Below are 19,942 nucleotides of genomic sequence, written 5' to 3'. Positions count from 1 at the left end.
CCATGTGGTGTGGTGAAGCAAGAAACGAAGCCCAAAAAGGATATATCGAGCAACTGAAAGGACTGATTCCTGAAGTGTTCGCACCTAAGGATGCGATGCCTTTGGTGCAATGTATGAACAGTTATGAGAGCGTATATCCGGAACATCAGGCTGAAGCTGAAGAAATGCTGGGTGAACTGTGGAAGAAGACATTGCCTAAGGATAAATACTATGCGCCCTATGAACATCAATATCAATGTTGGAAAACCTTATTGAAGGACAAAACGCCCGATGGAAAATATAAAAGCATAGTAGTTTCCACTGGAACAGGTTCAGGTAAGACGGAGTGCTTTATGCTTCCGTTGGTACAGGACTTGATAGACAACTACGTGCAAGAAGAGGTTCAAGCAATCTTCCTCTATCCACTAAATGCTTTGATGGAAGACCAAAAGAAACGTATGCAGCAACTATTGGCAGGAACTGAATTGAAGTTCGCTGTCTATAATGCGATATGCCACAAACAGTGCCTTCACCAGAAAGTAAAGCATATAAGAAAGTGATGCGTAAAGTAGATGCCATTCGTGGTATCACTCGCGATGAAGAAGGAACTGTTATTGAAGAGAAATACCCCAATATCATAGCTACTCGTGAAGAGTTACGCCAACATCCTGCCAATATTCTTTTGACAAACCCGACTATGTTGGAGTATGTACTTCTGAGAGATAAGGATAAAAAACTGATTCGCGAAAAGAAACCTAACGAAAAAGGTACTCTACGATGGATAGCTCTTGATGAGACCCACACCTATACTGGTGCAGGTGCTACAGAGATTGCTATGCTCATAAGAAGAGTGCTGATGGCTTATGGTGTGACCACTGATGATGTTCGCTTTGCTACCTCTTCAGCCACCATCGGTAAACAAGGTGATGAAAAATCAAAGAACGAACTTTGCCATTTTATAGCTGATATTGCAGGATTACAGCTTAATCAAGTCACTTATGTAGATGGTAACAGAAAGGGTATCGAACAAATCCCACACGATGAATTTGAGTCTTATTGGAATCGGCTTATCAAGGAAAATAAGGATGGATACCTTAAATTGGATGAACTTATCACCGATGGAGAAACCATAGAGGACAAGCTTAATATTCTCGACATTATGTGTCAAAAGGCAGAGGACGAGAATCTGGCAGACCTTCGTGTAAAGGTGCATTACTTCTATAGAGTGCCTAATCATGGATTGTTCATAGATCTTTCTGATTCTCATTATAAAGAAGACGGTAGTTTTCGTATTTATACTGAAAATAAGTCGGAAACCAGTGAAGAATACAAAGCACCGCTACTAGAAATGAGCCGCTGCAAACATTGCGGAGAATATGTGGCTATTGCCGAAGAAGTGAAACTTAATGATGGCATAGCATACCAACCTATCACTATGGATGATAGTGACATGTTCGACCTAGACAATACAGAAAACACAGGTAAAACCTACTATATATTTGGTACATCAAATAAAGACACAGAATTTGACAATAATGTACCCTATACCATCAAAGGTAACAGGATGTTGAACGTAACGGCAGGAAACCCGGCTGCCAAAGGTTGGCACGTAATAGCCAATGCACAATGCCAATGCCCTTACTGTGGAACAAAGTTGACAAAGCAAAGTAAACAGGATGAAGATAATCCTGATGCTGTTCAACTTGATGAACAAGACAATAGAAAATTGCAGAAATTCCGTTTGGCTCCTGATTTTATTTCAAGACTGATAGCTCCGTCAACACTTGATTTGATGACAGAAGCGAAACCTAAAGATGAGAACAAAAGTTGTTTGCACAAAGGACAGCAGTTTATCAGTTTCGTAGATAGCCGCCAGTTGGCTGCTCGCTCCACAATCAAGCAAAATCTTGAAGAAGAACGCTTGTGGGTATACTGCACCATTTTCCATGAGTTGAGCCGTATGGCTTCAACAGGAAGTACGACTAAGGAGGAAGCTCTAAAGTATTATGAGGATATTTATGAGAATACCAACCGCAAAGACCCTAAGCATAAGGATGCGGAAAATAAACTCGATATACTTGAATCGGATGACCAGACAGCCATCAATGTGATTCTTGTAGATATGAAGCCAAAGTCTTTCCTGAGCTGGCAAAATATCCAGGATATACTCTATAATGATAATTTGGCCGACATATTCTGCCAACAGTTTGCGGAACGTTCTGAACTTAGTCCTGAACTTGATGAAGATGGCAATATCTTACCCGAGACTAAACGAAAATATATTCTTGCCATCATGGTGGAATATCTATCCAAACGACCATTGACTGCTGCGGCACCGGAAACAATGGGATTGTTTACCTCTTATTATGAAGATTTGCAGGAAGTACTTTCATCTGAGCTACCTGAAGAGGTTAAAAGGTTTAACGGAAATTTATCTTCCGAAAACCAAATTACAAAAAAAGATTGGTACGCATTGATACAAACGTTTCTTGACTTTACGGTTCGCTCAAACCAATCAGTCTTTTTAAAGATGTATGATGATGATGTGCTGGATATATTCGATTCAGTACGTTTCGCTACACAAAAAGAGCGTCGTCGTCCGGTTCATAAGCCTGAGATTAAAGATAAGGGCGCAAACCGTTCACGTATAATACGCTTAATTGCTAAACTTGTGGCGAATGATAAGCATATCAGTATTCAAAATGCTATCAGCAGCTACAAGAACGATATTCAATTGGTTATTGATTGCATGTGGAATGAATTAACGATCCACTACTGCTTACTGGAACATAGTACTCAATATGATGAAGAGCTGCACTGCCATGTAAAAGATAAAGACGAAGTTATTGATGATGTTCATTTTACTCCATATCGTTTGAATCTTGCAAAATTAGGGTTCAAGCTTTATGAAGATGTTTACTTATGTGATGCAAATACTGGCGTTGATGTGCATCACGTAGAATGGCTACAACCTATGGAGATTACTTTCCATGGTTATTCTCCTTTTACAATTGGTGGAGAAACTGTTCCTTTGAAAGAAGAATTGCACGAAAAATGGGCATGCTATCCTTATCATATTCATAGTAATCATCCCAACCCTACACACGAAGAGATTGAAGAATGGGCAAAAAAGAATAGAAAACTGCTTTGGGAACATGACATTTGGGGAAAGGACGGCACATGGGCAGACCGATTGTTACAGATTCATCAATTCCCACAATATTTCATTCAAGCTGAACATACAGCTCAAGTGGATAAAACCATAAGTAGACAAGTACAAGATGACTTTAAAGATCATTTGATAAATATACTTGCCTGTTCCACTACCATGGAGATGGGCGTCGATCTTGGTGACTTGGAATTGGTGATGATGACCTCAGTGCCACCTATGCCGTCAAACTATAAACAGAGAGCCGGACGTAGTGGACGACGAGGACAGGTACGCAGTGCTTGTGTCACGCTGTGTGGTTCTGATGCTGTGGGTATAAGAACACTGTTGAACCCGATGGAAAATGTTATTCTTCGCCAAACAAACACTCCTACTGTTGATCTACAAAGTGCTCAGGTCATTCAACGTCATGTCAACTCTTTTCTCATTAGAGAGTTTGGCGTATTCGGTATGACAGGTGGAAGTGTTACTGGTCAGGTGCTTAGTTATTATACTAATTATGAGCTTGTTCCGGATGGCGACAAAAGTATTCATTTCAAAATCAAGAAAAAGATAGACCATGCACCGGTAAGTCCTTTGGATGGTTTGGGAGATGAAACAGGAACTCCTTATGAAGAGTTTAACAATAAGTGTGGTGAGACTCTGAGCAATGAATTAAGACGCAAACTGAGAATATTGCTATCCGGCACTATCTTCAGTAGTCGCACTGCTCAATATGTGATTCAGAAAGCACGAAAAATGAATGAAGACTGCTATGCCGAGCTAGAACTTCGCATACAGGATTATGCCGAACCATATAGAAAGGCAAAGAGCGTGAAGCAACAAGGATTCTTCGAAATGAAATTCATTGAACCACTTGCAGCCCGATTGTTGTCTTATTGGGCAACTCATCGTTTCACACCAAATGCAAATATGCCAGTGAATGTGATAGAGTTTGACATTAATTCTACATCACAAAAGGGATATACACTTGTTACAACTTCAAATCCCTCTTATCCTCTGCGTACAGCCTTATCACAATATGCTCCAGGTAATCCGATTGCTCGTGATGGTATGGTGAAGATTGTAAGAGGTATCAGATATACAAATTTTTTCAAGCCTGAAGTGACTTTCAAGAAGCTTTATTTTAACCGTGAACAGGTTGTCATTGATACGAAAGACGAATTGGACAGCTTGGAGAAATGGAGAGTAAGCGCACAGACCGAACTCGACCTACTTCAACCAGCTGAGTTTATACCTGATATGAATGAATCTGCAAGTAGAATTCTTGACCAAAACGTTTATACGAGGGTAAGTGCACAATTGATTGGTGCTGATGAATGGAAACAAGACAAAATAGAGCCGCACCTATTCGATACTAGAAGCAGCCGTGAGAGTGGATATGGACAAATTCTGTACTACAATGAAGGTACTGGGTTTGGTTATTGTCATTGCACGAAATGCGGAAAAACTGTTTTGGAAAGTTGGCCGGCAGCATCTTCAAGTGACCCGGAGAAGCTACCTACGGAAATGAATAATATTTCATCGAAAGATTCGGAAAAAGAGGATTTTCATTTTTCTCTCATCAGAAAAGGTAAAAAGCCCAATCGCTGTATAGGATGCAATAGTACAGACTATATAAAACGTAATATAGTATTAGGTAATACCATACAAACAGACTATACAGAGATAAGAATACGCCATTTCAAGAAGAACTGGATAAATACAAGAAATGAAGAGGAAAATCTTCTGATTACTCTTGGTCTGTTATTTGCTAGATCTTTATCCGAGGAACTAAACGTGGAACGTACCGATTTGGACTTCACAATTACTCCCAATGGTCATATATGTATCTTTGATGCCAATCCAGGTGGCTCCGGCTATTCAAATCAATTGGTAGCAATGGACTTAATGAAGGCAGTCATTGAACGTTCTACATCCATTATTGAGACCGCCGAAAGGACTGGAAACAAGGAGGCTTTAATTGATAGATTTACCCTCTATTATATAAACAACATAGACGTTCAAGCAGCAAAAGACTGGATTATTGAGGAAAGGTCAGCTCGTAAAGTTATACCTGAAAACATCGAAAAAGTATTTGGTAATAATGTGACGGAAACATCACTTATTCAGATGCAAAAAACATTTGCCTTGTCGCAAGACGAAAAGGTGCTGTTTGTGGATGATGACTATGATCACTGGGAATATGATAATACTAATCACTGTTGGAAAAATCAGTTTTTCAATAACTTTGCTTCGCACGGACAAGAGACATCCTTCTGTGTGGCAAGGTGCAGCAATATACCTTTGAAAGAACCAGCCCTTAATGCTATACGAATGATTAAAGGTTGGGCTAAAGAAGTGTTGCAAATCAAAAATCCGTTTGCAGAAAACAACCTTTATCCGTTGGCTTACTTCGACGGACGACTCTATCTAACCAACAATCCGAACCATATCACCATGAATGATAGATGGGGAAATGGTACAATCTACTATATACGCACGAATAATATTGCAGCTACGGCTGATTTTATCAATACAGAGGTGGAAGAAAGTCATACAAAGATTTTCACGTTGAAGGATAGTGATCCAAAGATTATCAAAACATCTGAGCTGGGAGAACTAATATATAAACGTTCAAGCAATATATTCGATACATTCATTGCCCATTGTAAAGTCAATGAAGGCTCTGTTATCAAGGTTGCCTACCAAGATGAGCACATGAAGAGTATATTGGCCATCATGACCAGTTTGCAAACAATTCGCTATATCGTCAAGATGATAGGAAGTCCATTCTCGCTTGAATTTAATATCGAACGTTATGCCATTGATAATGCGAAGCGTGACACACTCGGCGGCAATCAGCCATCTTCAAAAGATCGTGATGAGTGGCTAGAAAACATGGCTATAGCATGTATGGATGACCTGAATAGCGAGGGACTTTCGGGTAGTCTTGTTCCTGTAGAGTCCAAGCCGAAGCATACACTGACGCACTGGCGAGTATTATCGTTTGAATGTGCAGGAAAGAAACTATCTATTTATCCTGATGGAGGGTTCATGAACGGATGGTATATCTATAATAAACCTGGAGAATATAAAGTGTATGATTTGGCTGAAATCATGTATGATACAGAGGTCAATCTGGTAAGGAATGATGAAATTAAATTTGATGTAACTATAGAAGATATTGACTAAGATATGAAGAATTTTGTTGCTGACAATGCAGATACATTGCATCGTTAGCAATGATTTTTACATGTAAACTATAAATAAGACCAATTATGCCAACAAATAAAAATGCTCAAATCCGTTACCAGGCACTTGATAAGTGCTTGGGCAATTGGGGCCGCAAATACTATATTGAAGATCTAATCGAAGCTTGTAACGAAGCTTTATACATCTATAATGGTCCTTCCAGTAAAGGTGAAGGTGTAAAAAAACGTCAGGTTCAAGAAGATCTGAAATTCATTGAGAGCGAAGAAGGCTATCGTATGTTGATTGACGCCATTCAAGATGGTCATAAGAAATACTATCGTTATCACAAACGCAATGATTCCATAAAAGAGCAACCTATAAATCAAGAAGAAATCAATCTTATTCATGATGCACTTACTCTATTGAAGCGTTTTGAAGGTGTTCCTCAATTTGAGTGGTTGGAAGATGTGGAGAATCACCTTTATTCTACAAGTCAGCTTGGTGAAAGTGCTAAATCTGTAGTTAGTTTTCAAAACAATCCATATCTGAAAGGTATGAACAATTTCTACAAGCCTCTATTTGATGCCATTGCAAACAAACGTGTGATAGAATTGAAATACCAACCATTTGGAAAGGACGAACGAACTATCATTGTAAGTCCATATCACTTGAAACAATATAATAATCGTTGGTTCCTGATAGCCAAACGGTCTGATATGGATGAATATCTATCGAATTATGCAATTGATAGAATTATATCAGTAAAAGAAAATTCAAAGCCTTTTGAGCCATTAGATGATGATTTTGATTTTGATGATTATTTTGGTGATGTTGTTGGAGTGTCTGTAACGAATAATCCAGTAGAAAACATTGTACTACATGTGAATGAGAAAGCTCTTGGCTACATCATGACCAAGCCATTGCATGAATCCCAATCTTCTAAACTTGTTAAAGTTGATGATAAGCATTGGGAAATAACTCTTAAAGTGAAAGACAATTATGAGCTGCATTCACTGCTTCGTTCTTATGGCGACCAAATCGAAGTAATAAAACCTGAGCATCTAAGGACAGAAATGAAGAGATTGGCGGAAGAATTAACCAATATGTATAGAAAAGATAAATAGTCGGGTAACTATCCTGCCTTTGTGAATTATACTATATGAGAAGAGTGTAGAAAGACTGCACTCTTCTTTTTTTATTTGCATCATCATAACGACAACAAGATACAATGATGAAAACAAAAATGATAAAGACAGAGATATTGGAGAGAAGGTTTAAGAAGCTTCATACTATGACAGAATTTGCACGTGACAGTTGTAAAGCAATAGTTCTGCATGCGGATAGACTGGCTAATCTTATGCCCACAGAAGAACAAAAGAGTGCACATAAGAATATGATTATCTCTATCAATGAGTGGTGTGATAATCTGGATATTCTGGATTCTACCATGAAGGCAACAGAAACCATGTACTATAAACATCTTTCTGCTGACGGAATGAATTGTGAGGTAATAGAATCTATCCCTGTATGTCCAAAGGGATATATGCCAAATACATTTCAAATGACTGAGGCTTTTTATAGAGTAGGCTATTATGCAATAGAAGGAGACCCTTTTAAGATATCTGAAAGAGAATACACAACCGCTGACATTATGAAAGACATTCAAGAATTGAATACTAATGTAGTTCTTTGCCTTAAAGCTCTGATAAATGCTTCATATAATGGTATTTGGGAATCTACAGGCTTACTCGTAAACAGATTATACGATTTTGAGCCTAATGTTTATATCTACAAACTGCTTAAAAGTTATAATGTGGATATGGAAGAGGAGATTTTATGAATCAGAAAACGCAATAGTAGAATAATTTTTCTCAATTATGCAGAAAGGCTGCATTGTCGGCTTTTTGATTTGCATCATTATAGTATTTATAACCTTTGGTTTAATATTCACATAAATAAAAATAGAGTATGAAAAAAATTAAAATGGTTTTGATTACATTATTCAGTGTTATCACATTCTGCTTCTCATCATGTAGTGATGATAATGTCGCTGTTACAAGCATAACATTAAACAAAAGCACTATTACTTTAAAGAAAGGTAGTTCGGAAACTCTTCTAGCTACAATCCAGCCAGAAGACGCAACAAACAAAAACTATGTATGGAAATCAAGTGACCAAACAGTTGCTTCTGTATCAAGCCAAGGTGTTGTTACTGCACTAAAAGCAGGCACTGCCACTATTTCAGTAACTACGGAAGAGGGCACATTTTCTGCCTCATGTAAAGTTGATGTTATAGTTGATGTATCTAGTTTACAATTGTCTTTGACTCAAATATCAATCATTAAAGGTACTGTAAAAAAAATAGATGCAAACATTCTGCCAGAAGATGCTACAAACAAGAATGTTATATGGAAAAGTTCTGATGAATCAGTAGCTTCTGTTGATGTTGATGGAAATGTAAAAGCTCTTAAAGTCGGTAATGCAACAATCACAGCTATCACAGAAGATCAAGGTATTGAAGCCAAATGCGATGTTAAGGTTTCCTCATCCGAAGACATAAAGTATAACCCTTATGGCGATTCTGAAAATTGGTAATTAAAAATAAGAAAACATGAAAAAAAGAATTATAAATATATTAGCTGGCTTGCTCATAATAGCAACATCCTATAGTTTGTATAGTTGCAATCAAGAAAATATAGATGAGAATACCTCTTCACAATATGAAGATTTAGTCTTCAAGGTCAGTATTAATAATACATCTGCTAATAGCCGTGCAGCATCAGACAATAAACAATCGTGGGTTAAAGGCGATCAGATTTATGCCTCTATTGATGCGTCCAGCAGTAATATTTGTTTGATAGAATTTAATGGTGAAGATTGGGATGTAAAAAAATTAACAGAACAGGTATCTTTCTCAAATTCCGGCAAAATTAATGCTGTGCATGCTGATAAGCTATCTTATATAGAAGGTAAAGTAACTACTTTTGGTGACATTATATACACTACTGCAGGCACATATAAAAAAGAAGACAATATTGTTTTAATAAATCTTGATCTGAATAACAGACCATTATCAAAAATTAGGATTAAGGGTGTTCCTGATGGTTTCTATCTTGATGGTATAAAAGAATTTACGGAATTAGATATTTCGAATATGAGTTGGAGTGAATCTAACTCCAAAGGACAGCTGTGTTCTGAATTAGAAAACGAAAATGATTATACCTATTATGGATTAATTAAAAATGATAACAACAATACTACAATTAAACTAATAAATGGTAAGGGTGCATATTATCAAAAGAGTTTCAATAAGTCTCTTGAAATAGGCAAATCTATCATAATTGATGGCCCATTGATAAATAATGAATGGATAGCAGAAATACCTTTAGAGGGAATATCTGCAAATAATCAAACAATATTAATAATGGGCGAAACAAGATCTATAAATGATTTCATTACTTATAATCCAAGCAATGCAACTAATAAAAAAGTTAATATTTCATCTTCCGATGAAAGTATTGTAGAAGTTGATAAGGATGGTAATATACAAGGTGTTACTATTGGAGATGCTGTTCTTATTGTAACTTCTGAAGATGGAAATTATAAGTGTGATGTAAACGTCAGTGTAAAGGATATTACATCATTTATATCTGTTGAGATGACTGGGACTTCATTCGTAATTACAGGTGGAGGAGCTTATTATGGGAGAGAATATACTATTAAGAATTCAGGCGATTATAATGTCTATTTAACAGAAATAGGAACAAGTAACTTTACTGATATTAATAAAACTTTAGATGCACATAGCAGTCTAATAAAATCTTTATACTTTAATTTTAATGTATATCCTACTGTAACTGTAAGATTTACATATAACGGAAAAGCGTATGAGATACATAATTGATTTATAATATCACATGAATAAAGGAAATAAAAATAAAGATATGAAGAAATTATTAATGTGTTTGACGCTGATTTGTTCAGCTTGTATGGTATCAAATGCTCAGAATACTTCTGGCAAATGTTATCGGGGTTTTGTTGATGCCGGCTATGATGTAGCATAGGTGATTATGACTTTGGTCGTTTCGTGATTAACACAACTCACGGCTATCAGTTCAACCCATACATCTTCCTTGGTGCAGGTACAGGTTTGCACTTTATGCCGAAGTATGAAACTAAAAACATGGATATACCATTGGATATTAGAGAAAGTAAAGTCGATATTCCTGTCTATGCGAATGCCCATGTAAACTTCACAAAAGGCAAGATAGCTCCATTCGTAGATGGGAAAGCAGGAACTTTCGTCACCAATAATGGCGGTATGTTTTGGAATATCTCTGCTGGATGCAGAATAGCCACCAACGAAAAACAAGCTGTAAATATTGCCATTGGTTACGCATCAGAAAAGCTAGAGTTTGAGACATTCAATAAATTTAATAGCTCACATGATATGAGCTACACTCGCAAGCCAAGAGCATTGGATACAGAATGCGTAACAATAAGGGTTGGGTATGAATTTTAATCATTAACTTATAAATATCAATCTTATGAGAAACTTTATCAAGTTGGCATCTTTGCCATCAATCAAAAAACAATTATTTGTAATCCCTTTCATGGGTTTGCTCCTATCTTCTTGCGGAATGATGCAAAATTATATGGCATCTTATTCAGTAGGTCTTTCATCCGTTGAAAGTCCTGCAAATGCAAAGCAACAGTTTGGAGAAACAAAAGTAGTTGACTTTAAGGATGGAGAGGTTAACAAATATCGCTATGAGGACGACTATATAGAGATAGTGTGGTTCGTTAGCTCTAAACAGTTTAATTTTGAACTAAAGAATAAGACTACCCATTCAATGAAAATAAATTGGGATGATATAAGTTTTGTTGATATTAATGGAAAAACAGGACGTGTAATGCATTCAGGTGTAAAATATACAGACCGTAATAATAGTCAGCCGTCAAGTACCATTCCTAGAGGTGCTAGTCTATCCGATATCCTTTTGCCTACCGATAACGTATCTTTCATTTCAGGACAATATGGAGGTTGGAGTGAATCTAACCTTATTCCATCATTCTATAAGACTCAGGAATTATTGAATGCAGGTGCGCCAAGTTTTGTTGGTAAGAAAATGACAATCCTTATGCCTATTATAATTGAGAGCGTTCAGAATGACTATACGTTTGAGTTTAATGTGGACGAATGGATTAACAATAAGAAGAAATAATAAGAATATGAAGAAATTTTTATTCATGGCATTTTTCCCAATGATGATGCTAATGATTACATTGACATCTTGTTCAAAAGACGATTATAGCCCATTAGACGGTTTTGACTATCCTGCTGAAACTTTATATGGTACGTGGAAAATAATAAAGGTTGGTGGTATATCATGGCCATACAAAACAACTACGGCAACATTCAATTCCGATGGAAGTTATTCCGGAAAAGGATATTTTGGTAATGGTAATGGGACATACACAGCCAAAGGAAAAACAATTAACTGCTATGTAAGTGGAAAGTTGTATTGCACTTATGAAGTTCAATCTCTATCAGGAACGACAGCTGTTTTGAAAATGGCTTCAGATGACAATAGTTCTACAAGCTTGACATTGACTTGTGAAAAGCAATAATATGACACAGAAAGGGACATGAGGAGATAATCTTAATGTCCCTTTTTTATTGATTCTCAAAAACAAAATGCTCATAACTATACCAAAATGATTCTTGATAACAAAATCATTAAGATGGTAGCTTTATCGCAAGATAATTAGTGTATAGCACCATTATATAAGCGGAATTTGCTATTTTTGTAGTCAATTAATCGTAAAATATGAGACCAACAAATCGCTTAAAAATTGTACTTTAAAAGTTACGAGAATAACATTACAGAGTAGCCAACTCTTTAACGCTATTTCTCTCGTGACACACTTGATGATACAAAGGTATAGGGTCGTTATACAGCCTTTTTGCGTAGCCAAAATTATTTTAGATTTTTCTTGAAAATAATGAGATTCTCTTTGCAATTATTATAGTTCTATGCATCGTGACGGATCAAAACCATTACTATATTCCCCATAGGATACATAACCCATCTGATTACAGATTAGCTGGGTATTGCCTATTTGTCCATTGATATTTGAATGACTGTGGCCAAAAATCCAAGCATCAATTCTACTCTCTGAAATATAGTCGCCCAATTCTGTTGCAAAGGCTGACGTAAGACTATCTCCTTTGTAATAAGGGGCGACAACCTCATAAGAAGGTAGATGGTGCGTGACCACAACAATCTTTGCTGCATTGCTTTTGGTAATAGCTTGCTTGATGAATGATAGACATTTATCGTGTTCCAAATTAAAATCGTCTGTTGTGAACCGTCTCTCGTTATATCTGATTTGACGAAAGTCGTTCATACCTCGTGCTACAAAATATTCATCTTCCGGTCGAATATGTGACCAGAGTGTAGATAGTATGAAATCAGTATCATCTATTTGTACTACTTTATTCTGATAGTATCCTGCATTGGAAAGTCTCAACATTTGTATTATATCTCTTTATAGCTATTGTATCGGATTCCTGAGCAATATCTAACTGGTCACGTTGATTGTTGAACTGTTCGACAAGGATAAACAAATTCTGATTAAACTCCATACTCTCCTTTTTTAACTTGCTTTGAGTGACCTCTCTATTACTCTGGGCAACTTTAACTTTACCGCGACGTTTACCCCAATCAAGGATTGGTAATTTCACCCCCACCTCTATTACGCTATTATCCTTCAGGCCTCTATATGATTCATTAATTACCGAACCTTTGCCTGTAAGACCTACTTGTGCGTACATAGTTATCTGCCTTAGATCACCTTTTGCTTTAGCCACTTCATAATCTGCTTCCAGTTGTCTCCTCTGTATGTTAAGTGCAAAAGAATTATTAGATATAGCCTTATCGAGAACATCATTATATGAAAGTTTCATTGCAGGAATTGTATCAGGCAAAACTGGTTCCAACTCCTGATTATCATCTAATGAGAGAAATGTCCTCAATTTAAACATCACACTCTTATAATTACTCTGATTATCTGTAAGTGATGACTTAGCATTAAGCACATTTAGCTTCAGCTGAAGGAGATCATTCTCACTTATCTGTCCCATCTTTCTCTTTGCCTTAGCCACTTCATAAAGTTTGTTGGCATTAGCAAGATTCTGTTCACTGATATTTACGTTCGCCTTTGCCAATAGCAAATCGAAAAAGATATTAATAGTATTAATTGTCACATTTTCAGTAGCAGATAGAAAGGCAGCCTTTGCCTCTTTATATCTCACAGGTTCAATTCTTCTGTTCCATTTAATTTTATTTACGCCGAATATCGGTTGATTTAAAGTCAGTGCTACAGGTATTGACATATAGTTGCTTCTCTTATTACCATCAAGTTGTTTAAGATATTCAAGAGATGTATTCAAAGATAGAGAACCTCCTGTAAGCCATATATTTTGATCTATGCTCAATTCACCATCAATCTGGAGATTGTTTTCTTTATTAAAGAGATACGAACCATCATCTTGAGGATATAGGCTATATCTGTTTTTGTAATTAGGCAAAGTAGCATTTAGATTCATCTCAGGCAAAAGATCTGCCTTATAAGTACGAAATTCCCAATATGCCCTTTTCAACTCGTTAAGAGCGACAGCTGCATCCACACTCTGAACTCTTGCCAAAGTGATTGCCTCATCAAGTGTGATTGCTCTTTTACCTAAAGGTTGAGCAAACATAGAGGTTGATGCCATAACAACTCCTAAAAGTAATATAAATTGTTTTTTCATAATCTTTATATTTATTCTTCATGTAAAGCCTCTGCTGGTTTTATCTTCATCGCTCGATATGCAGGGAAGAAAATGCCCAGTATAATCATTAACATAATCAATGCAAATGCTGAAACAAAACATATAATGAAGCGCAAAAACGAAATATCTATAAGAGTATTTATTGTCAAATCACTATGCATTATATTCAAAGATATCACCAATGCCGGCAAGGCTGCTATGATAAGAAGCAGCATCGACTCACATATGTAATAGGTAAATATCCCATTTTTCGAAGAGCCCAATGCCATGCGCAATGCAATCTCACTTCGGCGTTTACGAGTACGGAACCAGAAGGTACCAAGCATGCCGAGGAAGACATTAAAAATAAAGAAACCAATCATGGCATATGTTGAGTTTAAATAGTTTACCGTTCCCTCTTCAATATCGTAAGCCTCTTTCATATCTTCATAAGAGTTTATCTCATAAAGATGAAATGGTCCTATGGCAAGTTTTGCAGGCATCTCTTTAAGAAATTTCTCCTTGAAGCTTGGTATTGCATCCGGATTTACCCTAATTGCTATATGATTCCAAAATTTAATATTCGAAGAGATAGGCAAATAGATAAATGGCTCATATTTAGAGTAATCATTTAGTTTATGTTCAGATAGAACTGCCATAACTTTATAGTTGGTATAAGGCCTGTCACTTCCCAAATAGTATGGATTAAAGCATGTCTTACCTACAGCATCTTTATTTCTGAAAAGTGAATCACTTAGTGTCTTACTCATAAGCGCAGGAAGAGGATACTCTCCACTCTTCCAAAGTGATTCATCTATTTTCCCATCAATTTCTTTTAGACGAAACACTTTAAAGTAGTCAGCATTAACATATCGTATATAGCAGTCTACAACATGAGTTGAATCTGAATGAGGAGAGTATCCTTCAAACATATTATCATTTGTATAAGGTACACAACCTTGATAGTAGCACTCACTCTCCACACCTGGAAAAGATCCTATAAGCTTATATATCTGATCCATGTATTCAGTTGAATGGCTCATCATTACTGAATCTTGCATAGCCTTAGGTTCACAGACTACAGTAATATCAAATACATTTTCTGTATCAAAACCTTTAGGCTTAATGGCACTACACTCATAATTGTATATAATATCAATCCCATACCACAAAAGGACAATCACCAACATCATTTCGATGAATATCCAAAGGTTTGATTTTCTTTGGTTCCAAATCTGTTTTAATAAACTCTTTATCATAATCATTCCCCCTTTAATGTAGATGCAATGTCACGTTTCATTAATAACCAAGCCGGTAATAGAACAGATAACAGATTAAAAACAATACAAACTACGAATATTGCCAAAAAGAGAATTGGACGGAGTAATATACCATCTCCAAAGGTTATCCCCGATATATCGACTTCACCACTTCCCAATAACCAGGCTCTGCAGAAACATATTATGATACATGAAATAATATATCCAAAAATGCCTCCTATCAGTGTAGAAATAAGATTCTCTGAAAACAATTTAGTCATTAGTGACACATTCGAGGCACCATACGCCTTCCTAACAGCTATTTCCGATTCTCTTTTCTGCATCTGAGCATGAGTCATTCCTGAAATATTAATTGCAGGCACAATTAGAAGCATAAGAATAAGAGCTGAATAAACCAAAGAAGCATTTATATCTTTACCCCGGAAGAAAGTATAATCTATGTGTCCGAATAGTCTATTTATTTTCAATTCATATTTAGATCCTAAATTATTCACAACTTTTTCCCTTCGGTAAATTTCCTCCTTGACCTTTTCTCTGTCTGCTCCATCTTTAAATTTTAAAACACCAAAATACATTCCGGCTAGTCCATCTCTCCTACTCATCTGATTATCCTCATTTTGTGTAGAGAATGGAATAAATGCATCAGCATATGCAGTCTGAAATATAGAGTTAACATCATCTATAACCCCAACTATCCTTGCAGGAAAAAAGTTGATATTAAAATCTTTGCCGACTACATCTGTAGTTCCATACAGAAACATGGCAAGTTTACGCGTTACAACACATACCCAACGTTTAGAATCATACTCCTCTTGCGTAAAAAATCTTCCACTTATAAACTTATATTCGAAAAAGCTAAACCAATTGGACGCAACAGGACGGACGAAATAGCTAAATGTCTTATTAGAATTTGGCAATCCACATAATGATTTTGATGTTTTGGAATACCATGTGACCTCTTCAATTCCATCTATGTTATCAGTCAATAAATTAAAAGCCTTTCTTCCAAGTCCGGTCTCACTTACGTCAGAATGATCAGTTTTAATATATGTGGTTGCCATATCAGTATAAAGATATCTACTTCTATCTTTCTCGGGAGCGATATCGGATATGCGGAAATCATACATCATTATAACTACCATTACGAAGGCAATTGTAACAGCTGTTCCAACTATATTAATTATTGAATAGAGCCGGTCTTGCCTGATAAGGTTATATGTCTGTATAAAAATATTTTTCATAATAGTTATTATTCTTCATGTAGAGCAACTGCTGGATCTATCTTCATAGCTTTGCGTGCAGGAATTGAGATACCAATAATCATCATCAAAGCAATCAGAATACATGATGAAATTAAGGAAAATGAAAAACGTACTATCTCAAATGTCTCTCCATTGTAATTTTCAGTTATATCTGCATGTGCTAGATTATAGTCTACAATTATGGCAGGTATAGTGGCCAACAGCAATATTATAATTCCTTCAGATAAGAGCCGCATATAGACACTCTTGTTTGTCCCGCCGAAGGATTTCATAAGAGCAATTTCTCCACGTCTCTGTTGAGTACGGAACCAGAAAGTCCCCAAAAGTCCCAAGAAAATGTTAAGAAGAAGGAACCCCATTCCCCAAATAAATAGCTTGAAATGATTCCAATCTTTTGATATATGGTTTGCTCTAATATCATCAAAGGATTTCACATTCGATATATACATATTTCCTATATTATATCTCTTCTGACTCTCTTTTAAGAGTGTATTAGCAAAATCTTTGTCATACTCAGGTCGTACTCTTACACAAAGTTCCAAGCCCATCCATCTGTCTTTTGGGGCAAGAGCCTTAAGAATACTTGGAGTTAATGATACCTCTATAAAATCACTATATTTTATAGGTACTAATGCTCCTGCTAAATAGTGAGTATTGACTGTATCACCACCATATATAACCTTCTTACCCACAATATTTTTAGCTCCTCCCTTTATCTTATCCTTGAATATATTGTTTGTGACAAGCAGATTATTGCCTTCAAACTTAGACGCCAATTGCTCTGGTGTTTCTCCATTTATACCTGTGTATCTAAATACCTTAATAAAACCTGGAGTTATTACACGGTTTAGTATCCAACCTTCCGCATATATAGTATCATACTTAAAAAAGGTAGAGCTATTACTTCCATTATATGGATAGGAATTATTTCCAAGTCCAACAGCTTCAATAGCCGGATTATGCTCTAATCTATCACACAACTCATTTATATGAATTGAAGGATTTGTATCTTTTGGATTATATAAATCGGACTTATCTGTGAGTTGACCTAATTCGACTAGATAGCAATTAGATATGTCAAAACCTTTTGGCTCATTATATACAGTCATCTTAACATACATATAATCAACTATATACCACATTACTACACTTACTAGAAAAAGTTCGATAAAAAGCCATAGATTTGGCTTCCATTCATTTTTTATCTGTTTAAATAATTTTTTATTCATAATGCTCTCTATTTACATAATTTTACCCCCTAAAGAGTTGACTATATTTGAGCGTGAGGCTCTCCAAGCAGGTATTCCACAGCTAAGTATATTAAGTACAAAGCAGAAAAGAATAGCATAAATGAATATCTTAGGTTGGAACAGCATAGAAAAGTCAATCTGTGTTTCTGTTAGGGACGGATTCCATTTAACTTGGAAAAATTCAGATGCCATTGTGTTTGCAAATATTAAACTTAAGATCAATCCTATTATTCCTGCTATCAATGTAATTATCATGTTCTCGATTATAATTTGATTTAATAGTTGCATATGAGTACTACCAAAAGCTCTTCTAACCCCTACTTCAATCATTCTCTGGCGAAGTCGGCTATGTGTCATACTCGCCAGATTTATGGCTGGAACAATAAGTAATATTACATATATTGTAATTTCAATCTTTCTCGCTTTATTTACATCAGGTTCAAGATTAGCACCAATAACCTGGTTTTCAGTCTCCTGATCATACGGACGACTTCTAGGTATTATATGGAAACCTGTAGGTTCCAAGCTTTTATTGTATCCATCAAGTCTCTTATTATACTCTTTTCTAATATCATCAAAGTCATCTCTATCTTTAGCTAAAATTGTAGCACTGAAAGCACCCATTATTCCACTATTATCATGGTAAGTAGCTGTAGGAGATATAGTTCCAATAGGTACCCATATCTCAGAAAATCCTTTTTCAGCAAGAATGCTCACATTCTTTACTACTCCAACAACCTTGCATGATGAATAATTTATAAGCATATTTTTTCCTATAACTCCTTTAGAAGTTCCAAAAATAGAGCGTGCTGTTGACTCAGTTATTACAGCTAGAGGTATATGCGACTCAACCTCCTCTTTATTATATGGTTTCCCATCTAAAAATGTATAATCGAATACCTTAAAATATTCAGCATCTGTCTCACGCATCTCCAAATTAACAAGATTCTGTCCGGGAATAGATGCCACTACTGTACTAGGGAAAATGGTATATGCTGTTACACATTCAGGTGTCTTAAGAGATTTATATATTTCATTAATTGATTTTAAACTCATAGGTCCATTACTGGATGACATGCTATCATCTCCCCAATCCTTATTTCCAATGCTAATGCATGATCCATGAAGAAATCTATCTCGATTTGATTCAGGAGAGAAAGATAAAATACCGATGTTATTAATCATAACCACAAGCATAATAAGAAATATAGCAAGAGAAGTACCCATAATATTTATTGAACTTATTAGTGGGTGCTGCTTTAATTGTCCTATTGCTTGGATAAAATATTGTTTAATCATAAGATTTTCAATTATATAGTATCATTCCACCCTTCTTCCATCAAAGAATCTGATTGTTCTATCAGTCTGCTTTGCCTGAGATTCATTATGAGTCACCATAACTATTGTTCTTCCATCCTCTTTATTAAGCTTATGAAGAAGCTCCATAACCTCTGCTCCCATCTTTGAGTCCAAGTTACCGGTAGGTTCATCGGCTAGGATAATCTCAGGGTTACCTACTATAGCACGAGCTACTGCTACACGCTGACACTGACCTCCTGAGAGTTGAGAAGGCATATGTCGAGTGCGGTGGCTCAATCCTACTCTATCAAGAACCTCTTTAGCCAACTTAGTACGTTCAGATGAAGAGATCTTTCTATATAATAAAGGCACCTCAACATTATCTATCACGTTCAAGGAGTTGATTAGATGAAAAGACTGGAATACAAAACCTAATGTTTTATTTCTAAATTTTGCCATCTCCCTATCGTTGAAATCCTTTATATTATTACCACAAATTTCTATAGTACCCGATGTAGGAGTATCAAGCAAGCCCATTATGTTTAACATCGTAGATTTTCCACATCCAGAAGGTCCCATTATACTAATAAACTCTCCCTTCTCTACTTCAAGGTTAACATTTTCTAGAGCTAAAGTCTCTATCTCATTTGTACGGTACACCTTATTAATACCTTTTAGTGAAATTATTTCCATCTCCTGTATTTTTAATTATT

At 36.0% G+C, this 19,942-nt stretch carries 16 protein-coding genes; 9 read left to right on the top strand and 7 right to left on the bottom strand.

Features of this window, described 5'->3' with window-relative positions; all coding sequences use genetic code 11:
- Positions 1-2 precede the first annotated feature (2 nt).
- From JCM15092_RS05870 to JCM15092_RS05825, 9 genes are all read left to right on the top strand, one after another.
- Complete coding sequence (locus JCM15092_RS05870) at positions 3-539, top strand: DEAD/DEAH box helicase (protein ID WP_024993842.1); 537 nt, start codon at positions 3-5, stop codon at positions 537-539.
- Entirely contained in the window at positions 491-6,322 is a 5,832-nt protein-coding gene (locus tag JCM15092_RS05865; RefSeq protein ID WP_084488473.1) for a helicase-related protein, read from the top strand. The genes JCM15092_RS05870 and JCM15092_RS05865 overlap by 49 nt, the downstream gene beginning before the upstream one ends.
- Before the next feature lie 86 nt (positions 6,323-6,408).
- Positions 6,409-7,446 carry a helix-turn-helix transcriptional regulator gene (locus JCM15092_RS05860; protein WP_024993840.1) on the top strand — a complete coding sequence of 346 codons (1,038 nt, stop codon included), beginning with the start codon at positions 6,409-6,411 and terminating at the stop codon, positions 7,444-7,446.
- A 104-nt stretch (positions 7,447-7,550) separates the two neighbouring features.
- The gene (locus JCM15092_RS05855; protein ID WP_024993839.1) at positions 7,551-8,162 is read left to right on the top strand and encodes a hypothetical protein; all 612 of its coding nucleotides are present in this window, start codon (positions 7,551-7,553) and stop codon (positions 8,160-8,162) included.
- A 128-nt stretch (positions 8,163-8,290) separates the two neighbouring features.
- Positions 8,291-8,917, top strand: coding sequence for an Ig-like domain-containing protein (locus JCM15092_RS16530; RefSeq protein WP_024993838.1), 627 nt, complete (start codon positions 8,291-8,293; stop codon positions 8,915-8,917).
- 16 nt (positions 8,918-8,933) lie between these two features.
- On the top strand, positions 8,934-10,226 hold the full coding sequence (locus JCM15092_RS05845; RefSeq protein ID WP_024993837.1) for an Ig-like domain-containing protein: 1,293 nt from the start codon (positions 8,934-8,936) through the stop codon (positions 10,224-10,226).
- A 183-nt stretch (positions 10,227-10,409) separates the two neighbouring features.
- Positions 10,410-10,844, top strand: a complete 435-nt coding sequence (locus JCM15092_RS15165) for a hypothetical protein (RefSeq protein WP_034541611.1) — start codon at positions 10,410-10,412, stop codon at positions 10,842-10,844.
- Between the two features lie 25 nt (positions 10,845-10,869).
- Positions 10,870-11,547 carry a hypothetical protein gene (locus tag JCM15092_RS05830; RefSeq protein ID WP_034541609.1) on the top strand — a complete coding sequence of 226 codons (678 nt, stop codon included), beginning with the start codon at positions 10,870-10,872 and terminating at the stop codon, positions 11,545-11,547.
- A 7-nt stretch (positions 11,548-11,554) separates the two neighbouring features.
- Positions 11,555-11,953, top strand: coding sequence for an META domain-containing protein (locus tag JCM15092_RS05825; protein ID WP_024993834.1), 399 nt, complete (start codon positions 11,555-11,557; stop codon positions 11,951-11,953).
- 396 nt (positions 11,954-12,349) lie between these two features.
- Here JCM15092_RS05825 and JCM15092_RS05820 read toward each other — a convergent pair whose 3' ends face one another.
- From JCM15092_RS05820 to JCM15092_RS05790, 7 genes are read right to left on the bottom strand one after another with little or no spacing between them, the layout of a single operon-like run.
- Positions 12,350-12,859 carry a metallophosphoesterase gene (locus JCM15092_RS05820; RefSeq protein WP_024993833.1) on the bottom strand — a complete coding sequence of 170 codons (510 nt, stop codon included), beginning with the start codon at positions 12,857-12,859 and terminating at the stop codon, positions 12,350-12,352.
- Entirely contained in the window at positions 12,822-14,138 is a 1,317-nt protein-coding gene (locus tag JCM15092_RS05815) for a TolC family protein (RefSeq protein ID WP_024993832.1), read from the bottom strand. The genes JCM15092_RS05820 and JCM15092_RS05815 overlap by 38 nt, the downstream gene beginning before the upstream one ends.
- An 11-nt stretch (positions 14,139-14,149) precedes the next feature.
- Entirely contained in the window at positions 14,150-15,397 is a 1,248-nt protein-coding gene (locus JCM15092_RS05810; protein ID WP_024993831.1) for an ABC transporter permease, read from the bottom strand.
- 2 nt (positions 15,398-15,399) lie between these two features.
- Positions 15,400-16,659: an ABC transporter permease gene (locus JCM15092_RS05805; protein WP_024993830.1), complete on the bottom strand. Its 1,260-nt coding sequence runs from the start codon at positions 16,657-16,659 to the stop codon at positions 15,400-15,402.
- Between the two features lie 8 nt (positions 16,660-16,667).
- Entirely contained in the window at positions 16,668-17,909 is a 1,242-nt protein-coding gene (locus tag JCM15092_RS05800; RefSeq protein ID WP_024993829.1) for an ABC transporter permease, read from the bottom strand.
- Positions 17,910-17,921: 12 nt separating this feature from the next.
- A complete protein-coding gene (locus JCM15092_RS05795; RefSeq protein ID WP_024993828.1) occupies positions 17,922-19,229 on the bottom strand; it encodes an ABC transporter permease in 1,308 nt (435 codons plus the stop codon).
- Positions 19,230-19,250: 21 nt separating this feature from the next.
- Positions 19,251-19,922 carry an ABC transporter ATP-binding protein gene (locus JCM15092_RS05790; protein ID WP_439645900.1) on the bottom strand — a complete coding sequence of 224 codons (672 nt, stop codon included), beginning with the start codon at positions 19,920-19,922 and terminating at the stop codon, positions 19,251-19,253.
- Positions 19,923-19,942: the final 20 nt, after the last annotated feature.

The organism is Phocaeicola paurosaccharolyticus JCM 15092, from assembly GCF_000613805.1.
GTDB classification, from domain to species: Bacteria; Bacteroidota; Bacteroidia; order Bacteroidales; family Bacteroidaceae; genus Phocaeicola; species Phocaeicola paurosaccharolyticus.
The sequence above is the reverse complement of the archived record's forward strand: the minus strand, read 5'-3'. Positions and strand labels throughout refer to the sequence as shown.